At 44.0% G+C, this 25,254-nt stretch carries 23 protein-coding genes, 1 tRNA gene and 1 pseudogene; 15 read left to right on the top strand and 10 right to left on the bottom strand.

Going from position 1 to position 25,254, the window contains the following annotated elements; genetic code table 11:
- Positions 1 to 14: 14 nt before the first annotated feature.
- On the top strand, positions 15 to 986 hold the full coding sequence (sds, locus tag AACT52_RS25545; protein WP_073633843.1) for a solanesyl diphosphate synthase: 972 nt from the start codon (positions 15 to 17) through the stop codon (positions 984 to 986).
- 75 nt (positions 987 to 1,061) lie between these two features.
- On the opposite strand, the gene AACT52_RS25540 is transcribed toward sds, so the two are convergent.
- Complete coding sequence (locus AACT52_RS25540; protein WP_073633842.1) at positions 1,062 to 1,535, bottom strand: hypothetical protein; 474 nt, start codon at positions 1,533 to 1,535, stop codon at positions 1,062 to 1,064.
- A gap of 204 nt (positions 1,536 to 1,739) precedes the next feature.
- On the opposite strand from AACT52_RS25540, the gene hetZ reads away from it, so the two are divergent.
- From hetZ to gmk, 5 genes and pseudogenes are all read left to right on the top strand, one after another.
- On the top strand, positions 1,740 to 2,930 hold the full coding sequence (gene hetZ, locus AACT52_RS25535; protein ID WP_073633841.1) for a heterocyst differentiation protein HetZ: 1,191 nt from the start codon (positions 1,740 to 1,742) through the stop codon (positions 2,928 to 2,930).
- On the top strand, positions 2,923 to 3,900 hold the full coding sequence (locus AACT52_RS25530; protein WP_073633840.1) for a PatU: 978 nt from the start codon (positions 2,923 to 2,925) through the stop codon (positions 3,898 to 3,900). Before hetZ ends, AACT52_RS25530 begins: the two co-directional genes overlap by 8 nt.
- Before the next feature lie 229 nt (positions 3,901 to 4,129).
- Positions 4,130 to 5,308, top strand: a pseudogene (locus AACT52_RS25525) (DUF3488 domain-containing protein); the annotation flags it as partial.
- Between the two features lie 753 nt (positions 5,309 to 6,061).
- Entirely contained in the window at positions 6,062 to 6,331 is a 270-nt protein-coding gene (remA, locus tag AACT52_RS25520) for an extracellular matrix/biofilm regulator RemA (RefSeq protein WP_017319267.1), read from the top strand.
- Between the two features lie 168 nt (positions 6,332 to 6,499).
- On the top strand, positions 6,500 to 7,096 hold the full coding sequence (gmk, locus tag AACT52_RS25515; RefSeq protein ID WP_443216668.1) for a guanylate kinase: 597 nt from the start codon (positions 6,500 to 6,502) through the stop codon (positions 7,094 to 7,096).
- A gap of 579 nt (positions 7,097 to 7,675) precedes the next feature.
- On the opposite strand, the gene AACT52_RS25510 is transcribed toward gmk, so the two are convergent.
- The 3 genes from AACT52_RS25510 to AACT52_RS25500 all read right to left on the bottom strand — a co-directional run bounded on the left by AACT52_RS25510 (position 7,676) and on the right by AACT52_RS25500 (position 9,299).
- A complete protein-coding gene (locus AACT52_RS25510) occupies positions 7,676 to 8,194 on the bottom strand; it encodes a photosystem I reaction center subunit XI (RefSeq protein ID WP_073633853.1) in 519 nt (172 codons plus the stop codon).
- 333 nt (positions 8,195 to 8,527) lie between these two features.
- The gene (locus tag AACT52_RS25505; RefSeq protein WP_073633836.1) at positions 8,528 to 8,671 is read right to left on the bottom strand and encodes a Photosystem I reaction center subunit IX; all 144 of its coding nucleotides are present in this window, start codon (positions 8,669 to 8,671) and stop codon (positions 8,528 to 8,530) included.
- Between the two features lie 124 nt (positions 8,672 to 8,795).
- Positions 8,796 to 9,299 (bottom strand): Photosystem I reaction center subunit III, encoded by a 504-nt coding sequence (locus AACT52_RS25500; protein WP_073633835.1) that lies wholly within the window; start codon positions 9,297 to 9,299, stop codon positions 8,796 to 8,798.
- Between the two features lie 321 nt (positions 9,300 to 9,620).
- Between AACT52_RS25500 and tsaD the strand changes: the two genes are divergently transcribed.
- Positions 9,621 to 10,664 carry a tRNA (adenosine(37)-N6)-threonylcarbamoyltransferase complex transferase subunit TsaD gene (gene tsaD / locus AACT52_RS25495; RefSeq protein ID WP_073633852.1) on the top strand — a complete coding sequence of 348 codons (1,044 nt, stop codon included), beginning with the start codon at positions 9,621 to 9,623 and terminating at the stop codon, positions 10,662 to 10,664.
- Positions 10,665 to 10,684: 20 nt separating this feature from the next.
- Here tsaD and AACT52_RS25490 read toward each other — a convergent pair whose 3' ends face one another.
- Positions 10,685 to 11,647, bottom strand: a complete 963-nt coding sequence (locus AACT52_RS25490; RefSeq protein WP_073633834.1) for an alpha/beta fold hydrolase — start codon at positions 11,645 to 11,647, stop codon at positions 10,685 to 10,687.
- 240 nt (positions 11,648 to 11,887) lie between these two features.
- On the opposite strand from AACT52_RS25490, the gene AACT52_RS25485 reads away from it, so the two are divergent.
- The 7 genes from AACT52_RS25485 to AACT52_RS25455 all read left to right on the top strand — a co-directional run bounded on the left by AACT52_RS25485 (position 11,888) and on the right by AACT52_RS25455 (position 18,838).
- Positions 11,888 to 12,151, top strand: coding sequence for a hypothetical protein (locus AACT52_RS25485; RefSeq protein WP_143172879.1), 264 nt, complete (start codon positions 11,888 to 11,890; stop codon positions 12,149 to 12,151).
- 176 nt (positions 12,152 to 12,327) lie between these two features.
- On the top strand, positions 12,328 to 12,879 hold the full coding sequence (locus AACT52_RS25480; protein ID WP_073633832.1) for a GNAT family N-acetyltransferase: 552 nt from the start codon (positions 12,328 to 12,330) through the stop codon (positions 12,877 to 12,879).
- A 727-nt stretch (positions 12,880 to 13,606) separates the two neighbouring features.
- Positions 13,607 to 13,680 (top strand) — tRNA-Pro (locus AACT52_RS25475).
- A gap of 811 nt (positions 13,681 to 14,491) precedes the next feature.
- Entirely contained in the window at positions 14,492 to 15,340 is an 849-nt protein-coding gene (locus AACT52_RS25470; RefSeq protein WP_073633831.1) for a Tic22 family protein, read from the top strand.
- 25 nt (positions 15,341 to 15,365) lie between these two features.
- A complete protein-coding gene (gene prmC / locus AACT52_RS25465; protein WP_073633830.1) occupies positions 15,366 to 16,280 on the top strand; it encodes a peptide chain release factor N(5)-glutamine methyltransferase in 915 nt (304 codons plus the stop codon).
- A 229-nt stretch (positions 16,281 to 16,509) separates the two neighbouring features.
- On the top strand, positions 16,510 to 17,139 hold the full coding sequence (locus tag AACT52_RS25460) for an L-threonylcarbamoyladenylate synthase (protein ID WP_073633829.1): 630 nt from the start codon (positions 16,510 to 16,512) through the stop codon (positions 17,137 to 17,139).
- 766 nt (positions 17,140 to 17,905) lie between these two features.
- A complete protein-coding gene (locus tag AACT52_RS25455; protein ID WP_073633828.1) occupies positions 17,906 to 18,838 on the top strand; it encodes a sensor histidine kinase in 933 nt (310 codons plus the stop codon).
- Here AACT52_RS25455 and AACT52_RS25450 read toward each other — a convergent pair.
- From AACT52_RS25450 to AACT52_RS25430, 5 genes are all read right to left on the bottom strand, one after another.
- Complete coding sequence (locus tag AACT52_RS25450) at positions 18,789 to 19,262, bottom strand: GNAT family N-acetyltransferase (protein WP_073633827.1); 474 nt, start codon at positions 19,260 to 19,262, stop codon at positions 18,789 to 18,791. The two genes, AACT52_RS25455 and AACT52_RS25450, sit on opposite strands and share 50 nt — an antisense overlap.
- Positions 19,263 to 19,368: 106 nt before the next feature.
- Positions 19,369 to 19,782 (bottom strand): hypothetical protein, encoded by a 414-nt coding sequence (locus AACT52_RS25445; RefSeq protein WP_073633826.1) that lies wholly within the window; start codon positions 19,780 to 19,782, stop codon positions 19,369 to 19,371.
- A gap of 171 nt (positions 19,783 to 19,953) precedes the next feature.
- The gene (secF, locus tag AACT52_RS25440; RefSeq protein ID WP_073633825.1) at positions 19,954 to 20,934 is read right to left on the bottom strand and encodes a protein translocase subunit SecF; all 981 of its coding nucleotides are present in this window, start codon (positions 20,932 to 20,934) and stop codon (positions 19,954 to 19,956) included.
- Positions 20,931 to 22,343 (bottom strand): protein translocase subunit SecD, encoded by a 1,413-nt coding sequence (gene secD / locus AACT52_RS25435; protein ID WP_073633824.1) that lies wholly within the window; start codon positions 22,341 to 22,343, stop codon positions 20,931 to 20,933. Before secD ends, secF begins: the two co-directional genes overlap by 4 nt.
- Before the next feature lie 165 nt (positions 22,344 to 22,508).
- A complete protein-coding gene (locus AACT52_RS25430; protein WP_073633823.1) occupies positions 22,509 to 23,492 on the bottom strand; it encodes an alpha-ketoacid dehydrogenase subunit beta in 984 nt (327 codons plus the stop codon).
- A gap of 493 nt (positions 23,493 to 23,985) precedes the next feature.
- On the opposite strand from AACT52_RS25430, the gene AACT52_RS25425 reads away from it, so the two are divergent.
- The gene (locus AACT52_RS25425; RefSeq protein ID WP_073633822.1) at positions 23,986 to 25,188 is read left to right on the top strand and encodes a hypothetical protein; all 1,203 of its coding nucleotides are present in this window, start codon (positions 23,986 to 23,988) and stop codon (positions 25,186 to 25,188) included.
- The last annotated feature ends 66 nt before the right edge of the window (positions 25,189 to 25,254 follow it).

Below are 25,254 nucleotides of genomic sequence, written 5' to 3'. Positions count from 1 at the left end.
GAGTCTGCCCATCCATGACCCCAGCCACCTCCCTTTTTTCCCCAGTGGAAGCCGACCTGCAAATACTAGCAGACAACTTGACACAGCTAGTAGGAAATGGTCACCCTATCCTTTGTGCAGCAGCCGAACACCTATTTGGATCTGGGGGAAAACGCATAAGACCGGCGATCGTCCTCCTGATCTCGCGGGCGACAATGCTCGAACAAGAAATTACGCCCCGTCATCGACGCTTAGCTGAGATTACGGAAATGATTCACACGGCAAGCTTAGTGCATGACGATGTGGTGGATGAATCCGAGATGCGGCGCGGCGTTCCCACAGTTCACAGTTTGTTTGGCAACAGAATAGCGATATTGGCAGGAGATTTTCTCTTTGCTCAATCTTCTTGGTATTTAGCCAATTTGGACAATTTGCAGGTGGTGAAACTGCTGTCGGAGGTAATTATGGATTTGGCGTCTGGAGAGATACAGCAGGGACTGAACCGCTTCGATGCGAGCATCTCGATTGAGACTTACCTCAATAAGAGTTATTACAAAACTGCCTCTTTAATTGCCAATAGTTCTAAAGCCGCCGGGTTACTGAGCGAAGTTTCTCAAGAAACAGCTCAGCATTTGTATGGCTATGGGCATCATCTTGGTTTAGCATTCCAGATTGTAGACGATATCTTAGATTTCACAAGTTCGACAGATATCTTAGGTAAGCCAGCAGGATCAGATTTGAAAAGTGGGAATCTGACAGCGCCCGTTCTGTTTGCCTTAGAAGAAAAACCTTACCTGGAAGTTTTGATAGAAAGAGAATTTGCCCAGGAAGGAGACCTAGAGCAAGCCATATCCTTGATACATGACAGTCAAGGTATTGCGCGAGCAAAAGAGTTAGCTGACCACCACGCGAAGCTAGCTGTGGAGCATATTGCGGAACTCCCATCGTCTGAATCTCGCGCTTGCTTAATTAAGATGGGTGATTACGTCCTCAGTAGGCTTTTTTAGGGTATAAGGACTCGCGATGGGGGATTAAGTCATAATTCTTAATCCCCCATCGCCAATCCCTCATCCGTGATCACTTCATGCAATATCCGGAGGAATTTCTTTTTTTACTCTGTTTTGCTGCAACTGCTGTTGTATTAAGTTTTGCAGGTCGGCTCGTCGGACTTCGACTGAGTCGGTATTAGTGCGAGGAGTTTCAAAAAAAACTATACTATCTACGGGTTCCATTGCTACCAATTGGAACAAAATATGAATCACAGGGATGGGTGCAGCTACCAATTGAGGGTCAAGCCCAGCAGATGATCTGAGTGGGACATCCTGTATTGTAGGAAAAGCATAAATTACGCGCTTTTCCAACTGTGGATTTGCGCGATCGCTCAATGTAGTCAAAACCCAGCTTTGTTCCATGTTTTGGAGAATATAGTACTGGGAATGGCGTAATTCTTGTGCGATCGCGCTAAGGACGGGAGCGATTGCTGTCACAAGTTGCGGTATAACACCATCTTGGGGTGCATTGTCGATCAGCAATTGAATTTGTGCTTGTAAATCCATAATGACCTGTAAACTAATGACTGGGTAGAGGCAATAACATCCATCAAGAGCAAACAATCAAACGAAATTCAGGAATAATAAATTCAGCCTAATCTTAAACACACAATTTAGGCGCGTTTGACTTGTAAGCAAAATCTTGACCCAATACCCACAGTGTTATCAGGTGGTACTTAAGTATGTTAGGGTCTTTCTAAACACTGGACTATGAATTCAACCGCAACCACAACAATTCAGGGAGTAAGTTCTATCGGCGTAGAGGCGATATTTCAACTCCTTTTCAAGGAGCTTCAGCAATCAACCAAAGCTTCGGAGCAAAATTGCCGCGATGTGGCAACACGAATTGCTGCCGAAGTTTATAGAATTTGCAATGAAAGCAAGCGCATCCAAGCGACCGGTGCAGTCGAAAGTTCTGCAATCAGCCTAGCCCGACATCGATTGCAACAATGTCTCAGGTATTACGAGTTGGGTTCCAATCGAGGCAGAGTAGAATTACACAGTACTTTGAGTGCGATTATCTATCGCTACATCAATCCTCCTCAAAGACAATTGAGCTATCAAGGACGGCTCGTCGTCATTGAAGATTTTCTGCAAAGTTTTTACCTAGAGGCATTAAACGCCTGCCGACGCGAGAACCAACTGGGTGCTACCTATAGCCCCAAAACCCTTTTAGAATTAGCAGAATACATGGCATTTACAGAACGTTATGCCAAGCGCCGAATTCCCTTACCAGGGCGTCAACAACAGCTGATTATTCTCCGAGCGCAAACATTCTCCCAACAACAACCGCCGGAAACTTGCGTAGACATAGAACAGGCGGCAGAAGGTAGTGGTAACGAAGCCGATGGCTCTTGGGAAGATCCAGCGGTGCAGCAATTGCGAAGTGCAATGGCAACACAACCAGAGCCAGAACCCCAAGAAGATACCTTACGCTCTGTCGTCGTTACTGAACTGATGAATTATCTCGAAGAGCGGCAACAATCAGACTGTGCTGATTACTTCGCCCTCCGTCTCCAAGATTTATCAGCGCAGGAAATTGAGTCGATTTTGGGGTTAACTCCTCGCCAGCGAGATTATTTGCAGCAGCGCTTTAAATACCATCTCATCCGGTTTGCCTTATTACATCGCTGGGAGTTGGTTCACGAGTGGTTGGAAGCAGATTTACACACAAATTTGGGCTTGACTCCTCAGCAATGGGAAGTGTATACGGCGGGGCTCGACGAGAAACAACGGTCTCTATTAGAGTTGAAACAACAAGGTCATGCGGATGAAAAAATTGCCAAAACTTTAGGGTTATCAATGGCACAATTGCAAAAACGGTGGTTTAAAATTCTGGAACAAGCATGGGAAATTCGTAACTCCTTAATTTCCGGATCGGGTGCATCTACTCATGAATAGTGACTCAGAATCCTTACAAAACCAGTTACTCGCTTGGTTGCTGGCACAAAATGCCGAAACAGGCGAGCCAAACTCGGTCGATTGTGAGGAAAATGAAGGGGTAGAAAATTTTAGTGAAATCGTCGCCGCCCTAAACGGTGGCGCTTTTGAGTTAAAATCTATACCCCAAACCTTTCGACTGGGAGAAATTCCAACTGTGCAAGAACGTTTTCAAGCCGTCCTTAAACGTCGGTTACAAAGTCAAATTCAAAATCATCCACCGCTATTTCCTTGGGAAGCACAACTTATAGAGTATCCCGAGTGTCTTGACAAGCCATCGATTGAATTAGTTCCGGTTTGGGGCTGGGCAGCACAGCAATCCAAGCTGAATCTGCCGATTCCACTGCCGGAAAGAGTTTTCCAGCAATTACTGGAGAAGTGTCAAGCGCTCGTTGCCTCTTCACTGCCGTTAGGGGCAAAACTTGTTGCTGCTGTGGAGAGCTTATTTCCTGAGGATTCTCAGGCACTGAACGACTTAGCCGGATTGGTGCTAAGAACTCCCTCTCGTTCTGTGGATGTAGAAACAATGCCGAATCTAGAGAGTGCTTACGCAGATTTACAGCCCCCTCAACAGATGGCGCTGTCGTTGCTGGCGGCAAAACAGCTGCTAGAAAATCTGACTCTGCCTATTTCAGCTACCAATCCAGTGGTAGAAAGGCAATGGCTAACGAGTGCAGGTGTTCTTAGCCTTAAGGTAGAATACCAAACTCAAGGTCAAGTGACGAAGCTAAAAGTTCAAAGTGAGTTGCCCTCTAAAGCGATTGTGAAGCTCCAGGGAGATGCCTCGCAAGCGATCGCCGATTCGTCGAGTCCAGGATGCTTAAGTGTAGAATTACACGATACGCAACCAAACCAAACTTATACCCTGGAAGTTGAGTTAAAAGAAATAGACCAAAGACCGCTTTTGTTTGTGATTGTTCCCACAATGTAAATAAATCTTGCCATCGCTAGCAATCCACGTTGATAAATGCCATTGATATAAAATGAATATCCTGGGAAAGGAAAAATAACCCATTTTTAAACAAGCGGTCATTAGGGCGTCTACAGAAAGCTGCTATGAGCAAGAGACTTGCGAGTTCGGTTTGACCAACTTGTTTTGTGTCTGTGGCGTCCATATCATCGCTTGGCTAACATACCCATAGACTGCTTTCTCGTTTGCAATGTTTAACAGACCCAGGATACGTTGGCGTCTACCTGCAAGTGTTTTCTGGCGGCAAAATATGCAGGATTCGCCGTTAATGGAAGTGGAAGATTCAATTACCTTGCGGGTGCTCGTGCTAGCGTTGGTAGTTGTCCCAATTGTGGCGACGGATACTGCTGCTGAGACTAAATTCAGTCTTTGGTCGGTACCGCTTTCAGTGGTGGGCGCGATTTAGAGTTACTACCATCGCCACAATCACAATGTCTCGGTTAAGTTCTGTATCGCCATAGGAATGTTAGCAGCACTGGGGGCATTTTTTGGGCGATTGTTTGGCGAGTTGAATGATATGCGGCTGGCTTTAGCGGAGTTATTAATTCAACTCCAAGTATTTCACAGTTTTGATATGCCTCGCCGCAAAGACTTGGGATACTCAATTGTCATCGGGTTGATTCTGCTGGGTGTTGTCGCTACGCTCTCGCAAACTTTTGCATTTGCCCCAGTGCTGCTATTATTTTTAGCGATTGCCCAAGGGGCACTGCGCTGCTTTGCAATTGCCCTACCAACCCTCGTTCTAGAGTATCGGTCACGCCTCGGCTTGCAGCCGTTAAAATTGTTCTCAGGCTTTGCCTGGGAACAAGATAAAAATCAAAAATTACCTTCAAATTTTTTTACTTTTTACTGGCTATTCAATGATAATTTTTATTACGGTTTCAATAGCTCCATGAGCCAAAACCTCCAAGGTGTGATGAAACCCAAAGTCGTTATGCGAGTGCGATCACCCCAAAGGGGCGGGCGCTTTGCACCATTGCTAGGCGCGGGTTTCTGGCGAGTACTGGCATTTGACCGCTACACCGGTCAGGGATGGGAAATTTCAGGTAACGAGCAGGTGCAAACCCTCAAACGTTCGCCTTGTAGATACCAAATTATTTTTAGTTTAGCACCTATCTTTGGGTAGAGTCAACAAATAGTACAAACATACACAGTGGTGTCAGATTTGCCAAACTTGATTCCAGCTTTGGCTTATCCCAAGGAAATCTACTTCCCGAGACCAACGATTGCTGTGAATACAGAAGGCTTTTTGCGATTGCAAAGGTGCCAGTGCCCGCGCTCCGTGCAATCGCCTGTGGAATTATCTGAAGGTCTAACATATACAGTCATTTCACAAGTACCGTATCGCGATCGTACTTTGTTAGGAAAGCTCACCAAGGTTTGGGCAAACATCGCGCACAAACTCCCCTAGGTACGCTCTAGTATCTTACCAGCATTATTCCTTTGCAACTCTTCGAGATGGTGAACTACCTACACGCTCACCGCACGAAAAAATCAGCCACACGAGTGTTTTGTGGATCTGTGTTCCAAGACGGGTATTCGTGTTCAGTAAGGCTGGCTGATTTTTAGGGGACAATGCGTCGGATGCTTTCGTCCAAGACCGCCATTCATCTCACACGCTTGGGGGTACATTACAGTGTGGGGCTTCTGTCGGAGCTAGCTAAGCGAACACAATCCAAAATTTAAAATCCAAAATGGTATTACAAGTCAAGCGGGACAGTTGATACCAATTCTCTATAAACTTGCACTTAATAAATATTCCTCTGTTCCGGGCGCGTTCTTGGCTCAGGAGCGGTAGCCTGCGGCACGCAAGAGCGGGAGAGCAGTCGCCTGGGTCGGGAAAGCCGTCATTCGCGCTGCCTCATCTCTTGCGTCTACGTTTTCTAATATTAAGTATTTTTCCAGTACTTTATGTCAAGTTTTTTGCTTGATAGACATTTGCTTTACCTATACCTTTGGGTAGATTTTGAAGAAAGTAGGCTAATAAATTGCTAAAAAAAGCATTTGTTAGTTAAAAACGAAGACTGGCGTGAATTTAAGCGTTGTAACTCCTATTTTTTGTGGATAACATGGAAAATAATTCATTCAAAGCTTCTCACACCGCGTTTAGCGTCAGTTTTTTATGGACATTCAGTTAATCAACATCGGCTTTGGCAACATCGTGTCTGCCAACCGAGTCGTTGCCATTGTCAGTCCAGAGTCTGCCCCAATTAAACGGATCATTACCGATGCACGCGATCGCGGTCAGCTGATCGACGCAACTTACGGTCGCCGCACTAGGGCTGTCATTATCACTGATTCCAGTCACGTTATTCTTTCGGCGATTCAGCCAGAAACGGTAGCGAATCGCTTTGTCATTACGCGCGATCATCACCAAGCTGTAGATAATTGACTCAAGGTAGGTTGATAGCCCCACTTTTGTTTGCGCTATACCAGCAGTACCATGTGAATTAAACTGGTTTTATGTCACCCAGACTACAAAACTTTATTAGTCAGGAGTCATCCTAACTCATGGCTAATAAATAGTATCTACTGATTAATTCACTCCAAAAAGCGGATAATGCAAGTTATATCTACCAAAAGTGCTGCTACTACTAAAGAATGCCCACCTGTGGGCAAGCTGATTATCTTGACCGGTCCGAGTGGAGTTGGCAAAGGCACTTTAATGCGATCGCTCCTACAGCGTCATCCAGAACTGCATTATTCTGTATCTGTGACCACTCGTTCTCCTCGCCCGGGGGAAGTTGACGGCAAAGATTATTACTTTGTAAGCCGTCGAGAGTTTGAACAATTGGTTGCTGCTGGCGAATTACTGGAGTGGGCAGAATTTGCTGGTAACTATTACGGTACTCCTCGGGAAGCCGTGATTAACCAAGTTCGCTCTGGCAAGTGCGTTGTGCTGGAAATTGAGCTAAAAGGGGCACGACAAATTCGTGCTTCTTATCCTAGCGCCTTCAGCCTTTTCATTTTGCCGCCTTCTATGAGTGAATTAGAGAAACGGATACGTGGTCGCGCACAAGATTCAGAAGAGGCGATCGCGCGTCGCCTAAACCGCGCTGAAGAAGAAATAAGTGCCGCTGATGAATTTGATCTGAAAATCGTTAATGACGATTTTGAAACTGCTCTAAATACAATCGAAGCGGCTATCTTTGGTTGACACTTCTAAATGAAGACAGCCAGGATAATTCTTTGAGAAGGCACTCGCTATCTTAGTAGCTATGTTCGTACTAGGACGGTACTCCTACTTTCTAGACGATACAAATTGCCTCTAGTCGGTAGGTCAAGGCAATATCCAGGCTACTTTCTTTTTCTCAAAAGCTTGCCTATCGTTAATACACTACTTTTGCTTGCGGCGTGCTTGGATTAGCTACAACTACATCCAGAGCGTAAAGCGTCTAATCCTCCAATTTTTATGGTCAGGCAAAGTTAACTGCGTCTCGACCAGCCACATCTATTGTACCATCTGACAGGAGTAAAACTCTCTCGTTATTCTCTTGTCAAAGGTAAAAGAACAAATATAAGGACGCCAAGAAAAAGCTATGTCAACCTTTTCTTTGCGTCCTTTATTTTTTATCATGTGTCCTTAATCTAATCGCTTACAACTAAGGACTCATGACCGAATAAAGTCTCAAGGATGAACGAGCGAGGCTGAAATACTCAATACTTCACTTCGTACTACCCTACCATCGGAAAGCCCCCTCAGGGCGTCTACACACTTCATCCTTCAGCTGACTCGTTAACCAAACAGATTTTGAATTAAACCCCAATTGCTAGTTAATAAGTAAGCGACTACTGCACCACCAACACCACCAATTAAGAAAGCGCTGGCAAAGCCGTTCCAACCTTCTTTGGATCTAAAAGCATCTGGAGGGTTGGGTGTAGTGACAGTAACGTGTGGTTGAGGGGGATTGCTATTGCCATATAGAGATAGGCAACCCGTCAGAATGACAACAAAGCTTAAGGTTGCCAGTAATCCAGCTAAGTTAGCATTAGCCGTATCGCGCAGAGGACCCAATTTGGCGAATGGACCAAAAAGCCAATAACCATGAGCCATACCAATTTCTAGCCCTCGTCTGAAAGGTGTATGCCCTGGGCGATAAGCAGGCAAGGCATTAATGTACCACTTGACTAGGGGAGAAGCATTAATCGGTGTTTCCAGGTTACCCCGCTGCGGATCACGCCCTTCAGGAAAGACAACTTCGCGATTTCTAGCGTCACTGGGGCGATTTTTTGATGCATCTACTGCTGTTGCTATATCTGCCATATTTTCTGTTTTCCTCTAGATGGAATTGTGGCATGATTTTCAAATTAATAATAATTGTTACTGGTAGCTAAATTTCATTGTTGCTATTGAAGTTTATAAAAATTAATTTAGCTGTTTTATATATTTTGAAATATTTACAAGTTCGTATCATCTGTACAGTATGCCTCGTTTGAACACACTGTCTTTAGGACTTATTTAAGTCAAGTTAAAAGTTATAAGTTTTCAGTCAGGAGTTTGAAACTATGAAATATCAACGATGAATTATGAATTCATAACTCATCATTCATAATTCATAACTTCTAACTCCTAACTTTTCTCAAGAATCTACGGTAACGGATGGAAAAGAAGGTCTGGGAAGAAGTAGTTAAATACGATCAAAAGAACAGCGGTAAAAATCAAATTGGCAAACAACAAGACCGGTGCCAGGGAAAGATATTGAACCAAATAATTTGGTTGATTTTGCGCCATGAATCATTCTCCTAAATAAGTGAGTTCAATGAGAGCATTGTGAATTGTCAATTGTTAGTTCTTAGTTGTTAGTTACCAAAAAGTATCACTAACCACTAACTTACTTCCAATCTTAAAATCCTCACTAGCGTGGGGAAATGGGGATTTCTTCATCCTTGGCTGTTAATTCACCCGATAGCAGTTCTCTCAGGGCGGCTACAGGCCAAGTAAAGCCTGACAGCATAATTGGCAGTGCCTTTGTCACATCAATCTTGACTTCCCTCCATTCGACCTCACCGCCTTCTTTTTTGTTTGTTTGCAGGTAAGTGCGACCTACCCAACCAATCCAACCAGCGATATAAAGGAACAGAATGCCAGGAATCGTGAAGTCACCAACATGGCTGAGACGACCATCCACGATCAGATGAGGTAAACCTTCGGGACCGCACAGCTCCTGAGAATAACGCTCAAATCGTTTTTCCCCGGAAGCAGGGTCAAAGTTAGTAGCACGGGCAGCTTGTACCCGTTCTTGGAAAGCAGGAGATTCGCTGCAAGGCACAAGACCTGTCCCTGGAGTCTGCGCTTGAGCAGGTGGGGCAAAGTTGAACCAAACACAAATCGTTAAAATCAAAGCAAACAAGCGTCGCATGGAATTGTTTCCTTTTATTACGAAACAAAAAGTTTTTTGTACAAAACGAGGCGGCTTGTACAATCCTGATTTGCATAACTAGCAAGTCATCATATCTCTTGCCCGTGAACCGAGTAAAGTTGAAGTAAATAAAAGTTAAAGCTTCTCAAACAAATCTTTGGGAGCGCCGAGCCATAAGTGGGGAGTCTTGAGTCAAAAATTTTCTGTTTTTCACGTAGTTTTTCGGTTCAAAACCAATTCCAGATTCTTCTGACTCAGAACTTACCACGGTTGACTCAACACTCTCTCTATCAAAACTCAGAACTTAGCATTTTTTTAGCAATGGCAACCGTTTTGGCAATTGAAACTAGCTGTGATGAAACCGCCGTGGCGATTGTTAACAATCGTGAAGTTTGTTCTAGTATTATTGCCTCGCAAATTCCAGTCCATCAGCAGTATGGTGGAGTGGTGCCGGAAGTCGCATCCCGCCAGCATCTAGAAATTATAAATGAGGCGATCGCCCAAGCCTTGGAACAAGCACAATTAGACTGGAGCAACATTGATGGGATTGCGGCGACTTGTGCCCCGGGACTAGTTGGGGCGCTGTTGGTTGGGTTAACTGCCGCCAAAACCTTAGCAATGGTACACAACAAGCCATTTTTGGGAGTTCATCACCTCGAAGGTCACATTTACGCAACTTATTTGAGTGAGCCAACCTTAGAGCCTCCTTTCCTTAGCTTACTGGTTTCCGGTGGACACACAAGCTTGATTTACGTCAAGGATTGTGGTGTGTACGAGACTTTGGGCGAAACTCGTGATGATGCTGCTGGTGAAGCCTTTGATAAAGTTGCCCGTTTGTTGCATTTGGGCTATCCCGGCGGACCAGCAATTGACAGGCTAGCAAAACAGGGAAATCCCCAAGCTTTTACCTTACCAGAAGGGAAAATCTCCTTACCAGGTGGCGGCTATCATCGGTATGATGCCAGTTTTAGTGGGTTAAAAACGGCGGTACTGCGGTTAGTGCAGCAGTTTGAAAAAGATGGGCAGTCTTTGCCAACGGCAGATGTAGCGGCTAGTTTTCAGGAAACTGTAGCACGCTCGCTCACCAAAAGGGCGATCGCTTGTGCCCAAGACTACGGTCTTTCCACGATTGCTGTTGGTGGGGGTGTAGCAGCTAACAGTGGTTTAAGACAACAGTTACAACGCACCGCAGAAACTCACAACCTACGCGTACTATTCCCCCCCCTAAAATTTTGCACCGATAATGCCGCGATGATTGGCGCTGCTGCTGCTGACCATCTCAACAGAGGTCATACCTCTCCTCTGGTCCTTAGCGTTCAGTCTAGGCTAGCGTTAACCCAAGTTATGCAGTTGTATCAAGGGTGATCACAGGAATGAGGAGAATATTAGTCCCTCATCTCCCTCATCTCCCTCATCTCCCCCATCTCCTCTGCTTTGTAGTACTGAACAATTAGAGAGCGGATGTGATTAGCAACCGCATCCGGCTGTTCCAACATGGCTAGGTGCCCGCAATCAGGAATTTCGATAACATTGTCACCACAGTAGCCGAAAAGAGGGTGAAAGCTAGCTAAATGCCGCACATACTTGGGTTCCATAACCTTGTCTTCCGCACCAGTAAGGAAATAAATCGGTTGCTTGAGTTGAGAAACAAGTTGAGGCAAGCGGTTAATTTCTTCTTCTGTTGTAGAATCTAGCAGTGCTCCCAAAGCTGCTTCTGGATCTGCAACAACAAAATCAATCACCCGCTGACGCGCCCAATTGCGCTCCAAGGGGCGTGCTACACTCGCTTTGGTAAACAGTAAATCAATCAGAGGCACTTGGCTAAGCCATTTCGGGCGAAGTTGCAAAAACCGCTGACCTGCCGCTCGAAACTGCTCAAACGCTTCTTTAAGATAAATTCCACCACCTGAGTTAATACAAATCACACCTTTGACAGATTCAGGCATTTGGGCAGCACCCCAAAGAGCGATCGTGCCTCCTAAAGAGTGACCAACCAACCAAGCACTCTTAACGTTTAATTGTTGCAGGAGATCTGCTAAATCGTGAGCATAGGCAGCCGGAGTATAAGGAGAATCAAAGGGATTAACAACCGCACGACTAGATTTATCACTTAAGCTGAAATAAGTTTGTTCTCGACTAAAATCAGTTTTTAACCTAGACTGCGACTCTCCAAAACCTCTCAAATCATAGGAAAGACACTGAAAATCATCTGACAACCGGGAAATCACAGGTTGCCAGTATCCACTGCTATTGAGCCATCCGTGGATAAAAACTAAGGTGTGGGGATAGTCCGTGGGAGCCGTTAGCTCGTATGCGTGTGGAACGCCCAAGATTTCTATGGTTGCCATACTCCTATCGTACCCCGTTCAGGCAGGCAGTAGGGGAAGCAGGGGAAGCTTGGCTGAGACTCAGACACGGTGAGACAGCGGTATGCAGGAGGGTTTCCCGACCCAGCGACTGCGTAAGCGCTAAGCCTTCGGCACAGCTGAGTGCTGAGTCCCTCGCGGTGCGGCACGGCTTCGCCGTAAGCGTTGCTCCTCCGTTCGCCCTTGGCGTGGCGAAGCCATAGGAGGCACGGACACGCTGCTTTGAACGCTGAACGTGCACGCTGCTTTGAACGGCGTTCGCCCTTGGCGTGTGCGAAGCACTCAGCCGTGCCGGAGGCATACCCGAAGCGAGAAATTTTCTCTTGGCTCTCCCACTCTCCCTCATCTCCCTCATCTCCCTCATCTCCCTCATCCCCGCTTCATCTTGCCAACAACGTATGTCGCAAGCCAGAGTCTGATGGACAATTCACTTTCATATACTTCTGTTTTAGTGAATTTCTCCTTGGCTCTACAACAAAATGCTAAAGTTGAAAGAGATTAGTGTGAGACACACTCTTGCTGACTACTGTCATTCAAAATCCCGCAAAAACACAAAAAACTGTCTGTGTAAGAGGGATAAAAGGTGGGTAGTTCGGTGATCCGTGAATCAGCACTCTTCTCAGTAGTAACCAATTCAGTTATAGTACCCGAACCGCGTTGGCATGGGTTTTTGGAAAACTTGGTTTAGTACATCAGAAGCTACCTCAACAACCAAAACAACACCCTTAGAAGAGTATGCAGTGGAAACTGTTGGTAACTCAAGCTCTAATAGTGTTGGCGAAGTTCAACAGCAGGAAACTCGCATAGTTTTTAGTACGGAGCGAGATATCGACCTGTATGAACTAGAGGAACTATGTGATTCAGTCGGTTGGTCGCGTCGTCCTCTGCGAAAAGTGAAAAAAGCTATTGAGCATAGTTTTCTCGTAGCCTCTATGTGGCAAGTGCGAGGAAACAAAAGGCGACTTATTGGTTTTGCCCGTGCGACGTCAGATCATGCCTTTAATGCCACAATTTGGGACGTGGTAGTTCATCCGGAATTTCAAGGTAAAGGACTGGGTAAGGCTCTCATGAAATATGTACTCAAAAAGCTTAGGAGTGAAGAAATTAGCAATGTTACTCTTTTTGCTGACCCCCATGTTGTAGATTTCTACCGGACTTTGGGTTTCATGTCCGACCCAGAAGGCATCAAAGGTATGTTTTGGTATCCTCATTAATTTTTAAATGAACACAGTAGCTTTTCCCACAAACTCAGCTAGGATTTTAAGGTTTCAGTATTAAGACGCTGTTTGCCATAGAGCGAAAAGCGGTAATTCCTTATAAGAAGGTAGGCTGAAAACCCCTTGGCAATAGCTGCGGGGATGAAAGCCACAAGGTAGGCTAAAGCCTACAGTCAATTGACAAAAACGTACGAATGAGCAAAAATGAAAAGTACGATTAAATATAAGCAAGTAACGGAACAGATGTGAAAGACAGTAACATCACGTATGCAAAGCTAACGCTTTAGCACTTGCGAAACTTTAATTGTAGGACGAACATCTAAAAAGACAAAAAACTAGGGAAGGGCATTTCCGAAGTAACGCTACAGGAGTTGAAACCTCTACTCTAGCTGGTGCAAACCTGTTAGTGGCAAGTTTTGACGATGAATGTAGAATCCCCTGGCTTTACGAACAAATCAGCGATAGCAAAATTTGTTCACCCAGGGGAGTGTCAATTGCATCACTTCCAATTACAACAAACAAGCGGTTGTTACTTGCTTGCAGTAGGTGAGAATATGCTACACAAAGCTTGACAAAGCAGGGTGTTGGCAAAAAATAAAAAGCGTGGTACGATTAGAAAGCTAATCTAAAAAGTTACACAAGTCAGTCAAGTCAAGCACTATTAGTTTAATAAACAAGCACTATTAGTGTAATAAACAAGTAAAGGTTAGTTAGCTTCTGTAATCGGGATGTAGCGCAGCTTGGTAGCGCGCCTGCTTTGGGAGCAGGATGCCGCAGGTTCAAATCCTGTCATCCCGATATATAAATATTAATGAAGAAATCCTAGATCAATTTACTGGTCTAGGTTTTTTTACATAATATATATCTGGTTAGATACTTACCAGCCCTTCTCGTGTCCCAGACGCTGGAGACCGACAGGGCACGTGCGCAGAACTTATAAATATGAGTTTGTAAATATGAGTTTGGATCTCGCTGAGCGCAAAGTGTACCTCCAGGGCATAGGAAGCACGCAGTCGCTTCTGTCGGGTGTCTACAAATCCTATCATCTCAATTTGGTAATGTAAATTACCAAAGAATACAGATATAAAAGAATATAGTTTTTTTTGCAAAAATTATCAAAAAATCAAATAAAAAGTCAACATTTGCGTGTTTTTGGACTGTTAGTTTGATTTATAAGTGTATGGACACATAAATTGGATATTTTCCCGGAAGCTGTAATGATGCTGCATTGTGCTTTTATTATTCTCTATTAGCCACAGTTATTTTTAAGCAGTGAGTTACCGCAAAAATGCAAAAATCTGTAAATCTTGAGACATTTTGCAGCCGCAGTAGCAGGAACGATTTAATATTTCTTGTCGTCAACTATAGGTGAGAAAGCCAATAAAATGGCAGATGATGCCTTACGGTAAAGAGAAGATTTCTCGCCGATCTTGTTAAGATACAGCAGGCATCTACACTTTGAGTGCAATTTTTACTAAGGCGAAATTGAAACACCAAAAACAGCACAGTCAATTGGTAAAGAAGGTACTATAACTAAGACTAGTTGGTGCTGTGCAAATCCAACTATTTGTCAGACTTGATTTTAGATGTATTGATGCGAGGAGAAATCATGAATTCATTAGTTCGCTGGGGCACAACATTGAGTTTAGTTGGGAGTACTCTGCTGGCAACGGTTTTTAGCGGGAATGCTCCAGTGCTCGCATTGACAGAACAACAAATTAAAGAAAAATTAGACCCAGTACCAGTGTTTTTGATTACTAACAACCAAGGTGTACCTTTAACTCGTACTGTCAATGCGCAAAATGGACAAAATGGACAAAACGCGCAAAAGAAGCAAGCCACAGTGACAGATGTTTTCATGAATGGACAGGACGCTCAGGCTTTTATCACCCAACTGCAGAATGTGCAAGGCAAAGACCCGAAAATGGCAGAAATGTTAAAAAGCCTGCAAGTGACACCTGTACCCTTGGGGATGATTTATCAAAGACTTCGAGAAAATGCTAAGAAACCAGACAACCTCGTGTTTGCTTTTAACCCTGGAAAGCAGGATCTAGACGGGGCAGTGACATTGCTGCGCCAAAGTGGTAAAGAAGTTAAGCAGTTCCCCAGTGTGCCTGTTTTTATCGTTAGGTCGCCAGACAAGGGGTATGTATCCGTTAAACGGAAAACTGACAACAAGGAAGTTATTCCTCTGTTTTTAAGTCAAAAAGACGCTCAAGGTTTGTTGAACCAAGTCAAGCAACAAGTTCCCAAGGCTGAAATTCAGGTTGTGGACATAGACGGAGTTATTAAAACTATGCGGGATAAAAATGATCCTTGGCTTAGCCAAGTATCTATAGTGCCATCTACCGAAAGTATGCAGTATGTCATTAGCAAGCGAAATAATGCAAAGCCTGGTAGCTCTGCTCCGAATCAAACCCCCTCTGCCAAACCTTCTGCACCTGCTCCTAAAAAATAAGAAAAATATGCCTTAGGGTAGAGGCATGAGGGAGAAGCAGTCGTTAGTAACTGGTTTGCAACTTTGGCAGTGGCGGAACGCGGCAATTCAATCTGCGATCGCCACTGGAATTTCACCTGCTGAAGTAGATTGGTTACTACAAGAAGTTGCTGGGTTAGACCGATTAGCATTGCGTTTGGAATCATTTAAAGACCGAAGTCAGCTTGCTTTAGAGTTATCTTTAGAAGATTTAGACAAACTCTGGCAGCGGCGATTAAATGAACATTTGCCAGTACAATATGTTGCTGGAGCGACTCCCTGGCGAAAGTATAAAATTGCTGTATCCAACGCGGTTTTGATTCCCAGACCAGAAACAGAGTCTTTGATAGATTTAGCTGTCGCTGCAAGTGTTAGTGGGACAGATCCATCTTTAAAACAAGGACACTGGGCTGACTTGGGAACTGGTAGTGGCGCGATCGCGATTGGACTGGCAGATGTTTTCACGAAAGCAATCATTCACGCTGTTGATTACAGTCACCAGGCGCTTCTGGTTGCAATGGCAAACGCCCAAAATCTAGGTTTTGGAGAGCGCATTCGATTTTATCAAGGTTCTTGGTGGCAACCTCTGGAATCGCTCAAGGGTCAGTTTAGTGGCATGGTGTCTAACCCGCCTTATATCCCCACCAACATCATACCTACCCTACAACTTGAAGTCGTTAACCATGAACCACATCTCGCTTTAGACGGGGGTGCTGATGGTTTGGATTGCATCCGCCATTTGGTAGAAGTTTCCCCCACCTATTTACGACCCGGTGGGGTGTGGCTGATTGAAATGATGGCAGGACAAGCAGATACCGTGCAAGAAATGTTGCAAAATCAAGGTAGTTATTGCAATATTCAGATTCACCAAGATTTCGCTGGTATTGAGCGCTTTGCCCTAGCATATAAAAAAAGTACGTAATATAGCGCTTGGATTAGGGATTAGGGATTAGGGATTAGGGATAGTCAACAGTGAACAGTGAACAGTACCAGCATGGTACTTGATAACTGAAAACTGGTAACTGATAACTGATAACTGATAACTGTCGCCAGTCCCAAGTCCCCAGTCCCCGTTAATATAGGAAAATTTTCTTCCTTTTTCCACTGATAATTAGGTATTCTGAGTTCTGAGTTTTGAATTCTGAGTTCTCTTGATGCAAGTTTCCCTAGACGCCCTTGTGGCTGGTGTATGTGCTGGTCAATTAATAAGTTTTCCCACAGATACTGTTCCCGCACTGGCAGCTTTACCAGAACAAGCAGGCTTAATTTACGCAGCCAAGCAGCGGAGTCGCGATAAACCTTTAATATTAATGGCAGCCAGTGCGGAAGAAGTCTGGTCTTTTGTCACAGGTGATGACAATGAGCATAACATTTGGCACACAATTGCCAAGAAATATTGGCCAGGAGCGCTGACTTTGGTGTTGCCTGCTTCAGCAAGTGTACCAAAAGCGATGATTTCTATTCCTGATGGAGATTTAGACACCCAAAAGGGTCAGCCGACTGACTCCATGACAATAGGGATTCGAGTGCCTGATTGTAGGATTGCTCAGACAATTTTGACACAAACAGGTCCTCTGGCAACCACCAGTGCTAATTTATCAGGTCAGCCCCCCTTACAAACAATGTTAGAAATTTCGGCACAGTTTCCCGATGTTTTGACTCTGGCGGCGACGGAACTTAAAGACGAGATACGAGGAATTGGTGTCCCTTCCACTGTTGTTAAATGGACTGGAAAGAATTGGCAAATTTTACGGCAAGGTGCTATAAAGGTAGAGCTTTAAGCCTTGGGTTCAGTAGATAAAAGAGTATTTTCTGTATGGGGCGACTGCCTAGGGCAACTATGCTCTTTGCCGAAACAGGTCTGTTGTCTACTTGAGTTGTCTACTTGAATGGCACTATTTTTAAGGTGGATGAGGCGCTTGTCCATCTTTGCCCTACTTTGAGCAATACTTCGGTAACGCTGCACGGCATCTAACCCAACTTAACTACGTTTGTTTATACATAGTATGGACATTGGATGGGAATGAAAGTTCCCGTTTTGTCCTACATCCTTTAGCTTCAGTAGAAGCTTGTTAGGCTTACCGCTTTACTGTTAAGTTAAAACACATTTAGATTGCGTATTTTTGGTTGTGATAAGGGTGTAGGATGTAGTGAATTTATCTAAACCTATACTTTTTATCCCTTAACCAAATGTGCAAACAAGATGTGCAAGAGCTTATCAACATATAAAAGGGTGCATCTGGAGGCAGGCAAATCTAAGTTCACCAGACTAAACCTGCTTAAGTAGGCTTGGTTTGTCAGATGGATGCTCCTGAATCATCAAGAGTAGTAAGAGTCAGGAACATCGCAGTGTTCCCGCTCAGTGCTGTGTGTAAACAATTCCAAAGTTTTCTCTTCAACCTTAAAACTGGGTCAGAAATAGAAGAATTTTTATCTGTAGCTAGAAATTCAGGATTGGAGGACTCTGTTAAAAAGGAGTGAAAGGGGAACTCCGGAACTTTGTTTTGTGCCTCTATGGTTTATTAAAAACGTGATTGTTGCCAGATTATGAATTGGAGTCACTGGGTATATTTAGGAGTAGGACTAGCATTAGGGGTGAGTGTGAGTGGGTTATTTGCGCGGCGGGAGGCGTCTTCTAGCTCATCCACAGTCTCACCAGTGAATGAACAAGAGGCTACATCGGCACTCCTGCAACAGATCAAGCAAACGCAGCTAGCGTATTTTATGGCAAGGGAAATCAGCCAGTTTAAGGCAGGGTTTTTAGCGCGAACGACTCACGTATTGCGATCGCCCCTCAATGGTCTAATTGGCTTGCATCAGTTAATTTTGTCTAACTTATGTGAAAATCCAGAAGAAGAACGAGAATTTATCGCTCAAGCTCACGAGCGAGCGCTGAAGCTGCTAAAACTGATTGATGAAATTCTCAGCGTTGCCAGAATCGAACATGGTACGAACAAATTAAATATTCAGCCTTTAAAACTAGCGGAACTATTGCAGGAAGTTCACAACTTAACTTATATGTTGGCGGAAAACCGCAATTTTCCCTTACTTGTGATACCACCAGACCCAGAAATTTATATTTTTGCAGACCCTTTTTGGCTACGACAAGTCTTAGTAAATTTGGTGGAAACTTCGATTGGTCTGATGGAGGAAGGCAGTATCTGTATTTCTGCCAAAGTTTCCCACACAAGTGATTGCGTTCACATTTGGTTAGATGTGCCAACTGATGCGGCTCCCCAAAGTGAGCCGATAGATTTTATAACATCACAAGAAAATATGCCTGAGGCTGATGGGAAAAAAGACATTTTCATGCCTGGAATGAAGCTATTACTCAATCAAACTCTTTTGGAAGTGATGGCGGGAAAGTTGGAAATCGTTCCCTTTCCCACCACTGAGGGACAAGCCGACGATGTGAGGAGGCTACAAATATCTATCCCCCTAGTGATTCCTGAAGCTGAATTTCCGCTGGAAGAGAACTAAAGTTAGGTTGATTATATAGCACCATTGTGGTGGTGGAATTAGCCTGGAAACCAATCCTTTCGTAGAACCGCTGCTTGTGAGTAGTCATTAAGTAGACACGTTCAACGCGGTTCATACGGGGATGGCTCAAAACGGTTTCCACCAACTTGCTTCCCAGTCCAACACCACGAAACTCTGGATCGATGGCAACATCCCAAATAGTAGCGCGGTAGATGCCATCGGAAGTTGCTCTGGCAAAGCCAATCAGCCGTTTTCCATCCCAAACGGTAATCACAGGGTCACTGTTGGCAATGGCTATGCCCAAATCTTCGATGCTGCGACCTTTTGCCCAAAAAGCAGAAACGTTTAATAGCTGCTGGATCTGATAAAGATCGATTTCAGACTTGCGATCGCTAAATCGAATTTGAGTATGACTATCATTCATGGATTTTACCGAATTGCACGAGTATATTCGCTATCCTGAATCCGATTTTGCAAGATAGCGGTTGAATTGTATCAATGATAAACTTTAAAAAAATTAATACTTTAATTTAACTGCAAACCCATCTCCATAAAGGATGACTTGGTCCTTGCTGGCGTATCCGACAAACCTGTTGTTCTAGGCGTTGCTTTTCCTGCTGTGGTAGTCCTAGTAGCGCATTGCGGCTTTGCCAAATAAGAACAGCAAGGGTGATACCCAGACAAAAATATAGACCAAGAGTAGCCAAGGGATGATAGTATAGCCCGTATCGGACAGCTACCCAGGTAAAGTATTGTCGCCACAGTGCAATTTCGGAACGTAAATCCCACACACAAACAGGCACAACAGTGAGCCACAAAAAACCGACAAACAACCACCTGCCATATACCTGTAGCTGGTGCAGCTTTTGTACTTGTTTAGCAAAAGACCGATCGCTTTCGTCAGGATACCAGCTATTTGGTGATGGTTGTTCTGGTTGAGCCATAAGTGGATAGGAGATGGAGGGGGGAGATGAGGCAATGGGATAAAGAGCGTAAGCGCAAGCGCACGCCAAGGGCTAACGCGCAGCGTGTCGCAAAGCGACGAGCGCCAGTATTGGGGAGAAAATAAACTATTTATTATTCTTAACTCCTAACTCCTAACTCATCACTCATAACTAACTATCAACTGAAGCATCTATTGATTCGGCGCGATTGGGTAGTACCGATTCGCCTTTGCGCTCTCGCCACCAGGCAAGGAGTGTACTAGCGATAAAAATACTGGAATAAGCCCCAGCTGCAAAGCCAATAATCAATGCTAAAGCAAAATTTTTCAGTGTTTCTCCTCCAAATAGGAAGAGAGCAGATAATGTCAGTAATACGGTTAAGGTTGTGTTTATTGACCGTGTTAGGGTTTGGTTTACCGCATCATCTACAATTTCAGCAATGGGGTGATCAGGATTAGTTTTGAGGGTTTCGCGAATGCGGTCATAAATGACCACAGTATCGTTAACCGAAAAACCTGTAATCGTCAGCAGGGCGACGATAAACAGGCTATCTACTTCTGTACCTAGTGTCAAACCCAAAATCGAAAAAATCCCAACCGTGATTAATATATCGTGGAATAGAGCGACGATGGCAAAGACGGCATAGTCCAACTGGAAGCGAAAAGCCATGTAGACAGTGATGCCAATGAAGGAAACTATCAGAGCGAGGATACCAGACCTAAACAGATCTTGCCCAACGCTAGGACCCACCGTGTCAATTTGGTTTTTCTGAGGGTCAAAAGCGCCTATTTTCTCACTGATAGCATTTTGCAATTGGGTACGCTGTTGGGGAGTTAAAGTTTTTGTCCGAATTAATACACCGTTTTCTTTCCTTGTCTCCTTATCGGTAACAACTTGGATACTGCTATCACCCAGCCCTTGTGCTCTGGCTACTTCCCGGACGACGTTGACATCAATCGCTTTGTCGCAGTTACCTGGTTTGGTACAATCTCGTTCAAACTGCAGTCGCGTACCACCGATAAAATCCAGACCGGGACGCAGGGGAGCACCAAGTTGTTGCCAAGAAATCACCATTGAGATGATACCGGCAAGGATAATCGCGGAGGAAACAATCCACCAAAGCCCTCTTGATTTGTTGATACTGAGTCTCATCGAGCCACCTCTGCCTTATTCGTCACTGGCACGTTCGGACAGAAAAGTTCGGTTTTGCGCAGCGAAGGGAATGAAATTGCCAAAAACATAAGTGTGCGACTACAGGTGATTGCTGAAAACATACTTACGGCAACACCCAAAGCTAAGGTGAGAGCAAAGCCTTTCACCAAACCAGAACCGAGCCAGAATAGCGCTGCACAGGCAATCCATGTTGTGACGTTGCTATCTAAAATACTAGAAAATGCTCGGTAAAAACCGGATTCTACAGAACGATACAAAGATTTGCCTGCTCGTAATTCTTCCCGTGTACGCTCAAAAATCAGCACGTTAGCATCAACCGCCATACCAATACTGAGGATGAAACCAGCAATACCTGGCAGTGTGAGGGTAACGCCTAACAAAGCAAAGCTTGCCCAAGTTAGGAGGGAGTAAATCACAAGAGCTATATCAGCAATCAATCCCGGCAATCGATAGTACACCACCATAAATATTAATACTAAAGTCAGACCACCGATGCCAGCATAAATGCTGCTTTGTATACTATCTTTACCTAATGTCGCCCCAACAGTCCGGATTTCTCCAATTTCTACTGGTACGGGTAACGCGCCACCACGTAGTTGCACGCCTAAGTCGTTGGCTTGTTGTGCAGTAAATCGACCTGTAATCACAGCAGAACCACCAGTAATACCCGTGCTAGCTAATTCTGGTCCTACGGTGGGAGCACTAATGAGTTCGTTGTCCAGAAAAATACCTATACTACGTCCAGTACCGGCGAGTTGTTTCGTCAGTTCAGCAAACACCTCACCGCCCTTTTCATTAAAGCGAATAGCAACATGCCAGTCACTTCCTTGCGTTGGTTCGCCGTAAGCATCCTTGAGGTATTTACCTGTGAGTGGTGGGTTTGTGCTTTCAAATAATTCCGCAATTGCTTTAGTATTATTTTGCAGTTCTTGTTGATTTTTCTCTATAGCAGCTTTATCGTTGCTCTTCCTCAATTGTTCCTGCTTTGCCTTGAGTTCTGCTCTGGATGCTTGAAGAGCAAACACTTGAGTTTCTGTATTTGGCTTTTGCTTGCGAAACTCTAATTCTGCCGTACCTCCCAGGACTCGTTCTGCTTGCTCTGGATCATTAACTCCGGGCAGTTGTACTAAAATTTTGTCAGTACCTACTGTTTGGATCACTGGTTCAGAAACGCCCAAACCATTGATCCGACCTTCAACGACGCTTTTGACAGCATCCAATTCTCGTTCGGTAATTTGCTGAATTTCTGGTGTGGTTTTCACTTGAATGGTAAGCTGTGAACCTCCCCGCAAGTCTAACCCTAGAGGTATAGGAATTGTGGCAATCACCGTAATGGCGGCGATTACCAAGATTAAAATCAAAGCTAATAGCGATCGCTGTCTTTGCATACCCTTACTCGCTGCGACAAAGGCTATGATAGCGCTCTTTGGAAGACTTTTGAGTGATGAGTTGTTAGTTGTAGAGACGCGCCATGGCGCGTCTGTACATTTGTTAGTTGCTAGTTATTCTTTACGACTAACTACTAACGACTACCCACTATCGACTTTGCAGTCCTAGACGCGCAAACCTACCATTTTTTCCACAGCTTCAACAATTTGCTCTGGTTGAACAATGGTCAATCTCTCCATATTACCGTTGTAGGGCGTGGGAATATCTTGGGAAGAAAGCCGCAGTACAGGTGCATCCAATTCATCAAACAAGCGTTCATTGATAGAGGCAATTAATTCTGCTCCAATGCCTCCTGTTCTCATGCCCTCTTCCACGATAATCACTTGATGTGTTTTTCTTACGGATGCACCAATTGTATCAAAATCTAGTGGCTTAAGTGATATCAGGTCAATGACTTCTGGGTCATAACCTTGCTTTTCCAATGTTTTTACCGCTTGCATCACATGATGCCTCATCCGGGAGTATGTCAATATTGTGACATCTTTTCCACGTCGCACAACTTCTGCTTTATCCAAAGGCAGTAGGTATTCTTCTTCTGGTAGGTCTTCTTTCAAGTTGTAAAGCAGAACGTGTTCAAAGAACAACACCGGGTTATCATTGCGGATAGCTGATTTCAGCAATCCTTTGGCGTTGTAAGGAGTAGAGCAGGCGACAATTTTCAATCCTGGTACAGCTTGGAAGTATGCTTCTAGGCGCTGGGAGTGTTCTGCGCCCAGCTGTCTTCCTACACCTCCAGGACCGCGAATGACCATTGGAATTTTAAAGTTACCGCCGGAAGTATAGCGCAGCATACCCGCGTTGTTAGCTATTTGGTTAAAGGCAAGAAGCAAGAAGCCCATGTTCATGCCTTCAACGATTGGTCGCAACCCGGTCATTGCTGCCCCAACAGCTAAACCTGTAAAGCTGTTTTCCGCAATAGGAGTGTCTAGAAGTCGGAGTTCGCCATATTTTTTGTATAAGTCTTTAGTCACTTTGTAGGAACCGCCGTAGTGCCCTACGTCTTCACCAAGAACGAATACAGTTGCGTCACGCGCCATTTCTTCATCAATGGCTTCCCGCAAAGCGTTGAAGAACAGTGTTTCTGCCATTTGACCAATATTATCGATTATTGTTCTTGAATCTTAACGCGCATCTGCTCTCCAAGACGGTGAGCAATTGCACGAGTTGCATCTATAGTCATAAACCGTAAAAAGTGCAGAGGACAACAGAGGCACCCTGATCACAGGTTCTGGTAGTTTTTCGCCTTTTCCTACTGGCACTTTACCTAGTATATGAAGCAGTGACAGATATCACGTCCTTTGTATAAAGCAGACCTTATTGTGGAAACGCAACGCGTGTATCGACTTTCTCCAGGACAAATTGTTTTCAATCCGGAATGTTCTAAGTGATAAGCTAGAACACGTTTGAATGACATAATTTTGTTCGGGAAAATTTTCATAAAAATTCCTAAAATTAGCGTTTGTTGATTGCGGTGTTTAAACTTTAATTAAGGAATATTCTTCTGCAAATAGATATCTTATAGAATACCAGAAAATTTCAGTGTCACACAGCTAACATTTCAAAAATGATTGGAGTATATCAATGAATCTACCTGTTATTTTCGATATTGCTATTGGCTTAGTTTTTATTTACTTAACTTTGAGCTTGATAGCTTCTGAAATTCAGGAGTTAATTTCTACCGTTCTACAATGGAGAGCTAAACATTTAAAACAATCAATTGAATTGCTCATGGCAGGTGGTAGCCAAACTGGGTCAGAAGAAACTGGGTCAGAAGAAATCGAAAAGGCAGTGAAGTTGGTAAAGGAACTTTATGGAGACCCCATAATTAATACCTTAAATCAACAAGCAAAGGATGGAATAGAAAAGGGATTCCGAGACGTTACTAAAACCATTCACTCAAAAGTATCAAAAGAAAAACAAAGTGCTCCTTCCTATATTCCTTCCGAAACATTTGCAATCACTTTATTAGAAACTTTAAAAATTCCCCAGTTAATTGAGTATGTGAAAAATCCTAGTACTCAAAATAACTTGCACATGATACTATCCACTTATAAAGAATTGAAAACAGGTATTAATGACAAAAATAGTGAAAGCTACCAAAGAATCCAAGCAATATATGGAGATATTGAGCAAAACCAAAAATTTAAAAATCTTGTTAATAGTTTACCTGAACACGTACCTGATAAGTTAATTAATAGTCTTACTGTGATTGCTGACAGGACTAGGATAAAAATTGATGACCTCAAAGAACAAGCGAATCAGTTTAAAAAAGAGGTTGAAACGTGGTTTGACCGCTCAATGGATCGGTCAAGTGGTGTTTATAAGCGCAATGCTAAAGGAGTTGCTATCTTAATTGGGATAGCAATTGCTATATTAACCAATACTGATACATTTTTCCTCCTCAACAGACTATCACGGGATTCGGCTATTCGCTCTGTAATTACTCAAAGAGCAATTCAGCAAGCCGAATCTTATCCTAATGATATAAATGTCATTAGGCAAGCTCAGCAGGATTTAAGCGATGCTTCTGTACCCATTGGATGGCAAAACATCAATCAACAGCTTGATCTTGAGCCATTGAATACTAGTCAAGGCAATACTGCTAACGCTATCTTGCGCAAAATATGGAAGGTTATAGCTATGTTATGCGGTTGGGTTGTAAGTGGTTTAGCTATTGCAATGGGCGCGCCTTTTTGGTTTGATGTCCTTAATAAAGTTATTAATGTGCGTAATGCTGGTCCAAAACCTGAGTCGTATACTAAGGATCAGCCGCCTTCAAATTAGCGTTTCACAGCGGAGTTTCCCCTCTTCCTCCACTATTTGAAAGGAGATTACTAACACAGAGTAGGT

This window comes from Scytonema sp. HK-05, assembly GCF_963872035.1.
Lineage (GTDB): Bacteria > Cyanobacteriota > Cyanobacteriia > Cyanobacteriales > Nostocaceae > Kalymmatonema.
This window is presented reverse-complemented; position numbering and strand designations above follow the sequence as displayed.

Coding starts and splice junctions, on each gene's coding strand:
- sds (WP_073633843.1), top strand. CDS start 15: ATGACCCCAGCCACCTCCCTTTTTTCCCCAGTGGAAGCCGACCTGCAA.
- AACT52_RS25540 (WP_073633842.1), bottom strand. CDS start 1,535: ATGGATTTACAAGCACAAATTCAATTGCTGATCGACAATGCACCCCAA.
- hetZ (WP_073633841.1), top strand. CDS start 1,740: ATGAATTCAACCGCAACCACAACAATTCAGGGAGTAAGTTCTATCGGC.
- AACT52_RS25530 (WP_073633840.1), top strand. CDS start 2,923: ATGAATAGTGACTCAGAATCCTTACAAAACCAGTTACTCGCTTGGTTG.
- remA (WP_017319267.1), top strand. CDS start 6,062: ATGGACATTCAGTTAATCAACATCGGCTTTGGCAACATCGTGTCTGCC.
- gmk (WP_443216668.1), top strand. CDS start 6,500: ATGCAAGTTATATCTACCAAAAGTGCTGCTACTACTAAAGAATGCCCA.
- AACT52_RS25505 (WP_073633836.1), bottom strand. CDS start 8,671: ATGGCGCAAAATCAACCAAATTATTTGGTTCAATATCTTTCCCTGGCA.
- AACT52_RS25500 (WP_073633835.1), bottom strand. CDS start 9,299: ATGCGACGCTTGTTTGCTTTGATTTTAACGATTTGTGTTTGGTTCAAC.
- tsaD (WP_073633852.1), top strand. CDS start 9,621: ATGGCAACCGTTTTGGCAATTGAAACTAGCTGTGATGAAACCGCCGTG.
- AACT52_RS25490 (WP_073633834.1), bottom strand. CDS start 11,647: ATGGCAACCATAGAAATCTTGGGCGTTCCACACGCATACGAGCTAACG.
- AACT52_RS25480 (WP_073633832.1), top strand. CDS start 12,328: ATGGGTTTTTGGAAAACTTGGTTTAGTACATCAGAAGCTACCTCAACA.
- AACT52_RS25470 (WP_073633831.1), top strand. CDS start 14,492: ATGAATTCATTAGTTCGCTGGGGCACAACATTGAGTTTAGTTGGGAGT.
- prmC (WP_073633830.1), top strand. CDS start 15,366: ATGAGGGAGAAGCAGTCGTTAGTAACTGGTTTGCAACTTTGGCAGTGG.
- AACT52_RS25455 (WP_073633828.1), top strand. CDS start 17,906: ATGAATTGGAGTCACTGGGTATATTTAGGAGTAGGACTAGCATTAGGG.
- AACT52_RS25450 (WP_073633827.1), bottom strand. CDS start 19,262: ATGAATGATAGTCATACTCAAATTCGATTTAGCGATCGCAAGTCTGAA.
- AACT52_RS25445 (WP_073633826.1), bottom strand. CDS start 19,782: ATGGCTCAACCAGAACAACCATCACCAAATAGCTGGTATCCTGACGAA.
- secF (WP_073633825.1), bottom strand. CDS start 20,934: ATGAGACTCAGTATCAACAAATCAAGAGGGCTTTGGTGGATTGTTTCC.
- secD (WP_073633824.1), bottom strand. CDS start 22,343: ATGCAAAGACAGCGATCGCTATTAGCTTTGATTTTAATCTTGGTAATC.
- AACT52_RS25430 (WP_073633823.1), bottom strand. CDS start 23,492: ATGGCAGAAACACTGTTCTTCAACGCTTTGCGGGAAGCCATTGATGAA.
- AACT52_RS25425 (WP_073633822.1), top strand. CDS start 23,986: ATGAATCTACCTGTTATTTTCGATATTGCTATTGGCTTAGTTTTTATT.